2 protein-coding genes are annotated in these 1,081 nt (G+C 39.4%); both read right to left on the reverse strand.

Translation table 11 applies throughout. The annotated features are described in order from the left end of the window. Positions 1-21 precede the first annotated feature (21 nt). Positions 22-318, reverse strand: coding sequence for a hypothetical protein (locus tag ABWV72_RS21105; protein WP_353372940.1), 297 nt, complete (start codon positions 316-318; stop codon positions 22-24). A 103-nt stretch (positions 319-421) separates the two neighbouring features. After that, the gene (locus ABWV72_RS21110) at positions 422-955 is read right to left on the reverse strand and encodes a DinB family protein (RefSeq protein ID WP_353372942.1); all 534 of its coding nucleotides are present in this window, start codon (positions 953-955) and stop codon (positions 422-424) included. Positions 956-1,081: the final 126 nt, after the last annotated feature.

A 1,081-nucleotide genomic window follows, 5' to 3' on the forward strand; every position in this document is an offset into this window, starting at 1 on the left:
TGTTTATTTACACAAGCCAAATCAGTCATCTCTGAATCGCTCCCTACTTCTATCGTCACTTATTACAACAGCCGGCTTATTAAGCTTTTGATAAATCCAATCGTAGATAAACCTAATGATGCCCACTATAAATAAAAATAAGCAACCTACTGCCAACATAGCACAAGGGATGAAAAGTATAGCGACACCGGCTTTATAACCAGCAAAAGCCATAATAGTTGAGAGTATTCCAATCGACAATTCTATTATTAGCGTTTCAATATCTACAGTATGTCCGAGCTTAACTGGTCGAGGCCCGTTTTTTAGTTTAAAGGACATGTAAAGCTCCATTTCTACCTATAAACATAACTTTAAGCTAAGCCGCCCCGCGTAAATGCGTCCGAACGACCGAAGGGAGTGACTTAAGCGCTTTGTTATGCCCTCACTCATTTGGTATTTTAACCAACAAATCTGTTACACCTAAATCTATACCAGACTGAGAAAGCATTGTAGAAATTTGACCTCGATGATGAGTTTGATGATTAAAAAAGTGTTGCATGAGGAGCGAAAAAGATTTTGTGTAAGGGACGCCTTTTGTATTTTGATAGGGTAAATCATTGTCCAAATGCTCATCGCTGAGCTGATTAACAAATTCCAGAATTACGCCGTCTAATCGGTTTCTTTCATTTTTTAGTTTTTCAAAGTCGCTAAACAGTATTGAATCGAGCTTTTCTGGTAACGGCGTGATTGCAAGACAATTCAACGAACTAAAATTTGCGGGATGAGACGCAAATCGTTTTAGCCAAATGACATCAGCGACTAATATGTGATTGAGGGTTCCGATAATGGAACCAAAGAAAGCGCCTCTGTTTTCTGAAAGTGAATCTCTACTTAAACGTGACGCAGCAGAGTAAATGGACTCATTCATCCATTTATTGTACTCAGCCATTAATATGAAATTGCTTTTCAAAGACATAATCTATACCAGGGCATAACGTCCGAATTTGCTGCACAAACTTGCTGGCTATACTTGGCGAAGAATGAGCCACAGCCAGTGAGTTTGGGTCAGCAACATACGCTTGTTATTGCGCCACCCCACTTA

This window comes from Aliiglaciecola sp. NS0011-25, assembly GCF_040370605.1.
GTDB classification, from domain to species: Bacteria; Pseudomonadota; Gammaproteobacteria; order Enterobacterales; family Alteromonadaceae; genus Aliiglaciecola; species Aliiglaciecola lipolytica_A.